This window comes from Micromonospora andamanensis (genome assembly GCF_016863495.1).
GTDB classification, from domain to species: domain Bacteria; phylum Actinomycetota; class Actinomycetes; order Mycobacteriales; family Micromonosporaceae; genus Micromonospora; species Micromonospora andamanensis.
Genome location: NZ_BOOZ01000111.1, coordinates 1 through 1,265, shown reverse-complemented (window position 1 = coordinate 1,265; position 1,265 = coordinate 1). Strand labels below are relative to the sequence as shown.

Here is a 1,265-nt window from a genome sequence, read left to right as displayed (position 1 = left end):
AGGCGCAAGTTGCGCACCGGCGACGGTGACCTGCGGCCGTGGTATTTCCCGCAGGTACTCAAGATCGCTCAACAGTGGCTCCGCCGCTGCGTCGACCTCCGGGATGACCAGGCGGTCGGCCTGATCCTGCTGCGGGAGGCAGAGGCAGTGGAGAAGATCTGGCAGTCGATCACATGGCAGGGTGGCCGGCGGGAACGCTGGGTGCTGCCGGTGCTGCGGACGACGGACCCGATCGGCACCACTTCGAGCGTGGACTTCCGGACGACCAGGGAGGTCTGGCCGACGGATCCGCGCCGGTGCCAGGTCAACCTCGTGACGCTCGACGGCAAGGACGGCAACGCCTGGGAGCGGGCCGTCGCCCAGGCAATCGAGGCGCTGCCGGAGGAGCAAGTTGCCGCGTACGTCCGCAACGACCACCTCGACTTCTTCATCCCGTACGAGCACGCTGGGCGGAGCCGGCGGTTCTACCCGGACTTCTTGGTCAAGTTGGCCGATGCCAGCGACGGGATAGCCCGCACCCTGGTCATCGAGGTGTCCGGCGGTCGCAAGTCACAATCCGAAGCTGCGCAGAAGGCGTGGGCTGCCCGCAATCTCTGGGTCCAGGCGGTCAACAACAGTGGCCGGTTCGGGCGCTGGAGCTTCTGCGAGCTTCGTGATCCTACGACCGCAAAACGAGACCTTCGACCCGCCATCGATGCGCTGTTCGCCCTGCGAGGCGCGTCGGCGCTCACCGATGCTGCACCCGCCGAGGAGGAGCTGATCTGATGCCCCCGAGGAGTCGCAAGCCCGCCGTCATCCCCGTGCCGGTCCAGGCGATCGCACACCGAACGGACCGGCGCGTGAACCTACCGACGGCAGATGGTCATGACCTCGTCTCGTCCGACGCCGCCCGGATTGAGCGCGTTATCACGGAACGTGATCCTAGCCTGGATCCTCAACTCGTCTGGATCGGCAAGGAGGCGCAGGACGCCGAGGACCTGGTGGTCGAGGCCCCGCCGATCTACATCCAGGAGAAGGTCGCCCCGAGGACGCTAGTCGAAGAGTTGCGGAGGACCAGCGAGAAAGCCCGCCCTCGTGAGAACGAGCAGCTCGGCCTCTTCGCCGACGACTACGCGGACTTCGACGGGCTGGACGACTGGCAGTCGGTCGAGTACTACCAGCACGAGGCCAACTGGTCCAACCGCATGATCCTCGGCGACTCGCTGCGCGTCATGGCGTCGCTCGCCGAGAAGGAGCGACTGCGCGGCAAGGTCCAGATGATCTAG

At 66.4% G+C, this 1,265-nt stretch carries 1 protein-coding gene and 1 pseudogene; both read left to right on the top strand.

Annotated elements, in window-relative coordinates; all coding sequences use genetic code 11:
* Positions 1-765 (top strand): annotated as a pseudogene (locus Van01_RS32695) (restriction endonuclease); the annotation flags it as partial.
* 74 nt (positions 766-839) lie between these two features.
* Entirely contained in the window at positions 840-1,265 is a 426-nt protein-coding gene (locus Van01_RS32690) for a hypothetical protein (RefSeq protein WP_204015820.1), read from the top strand.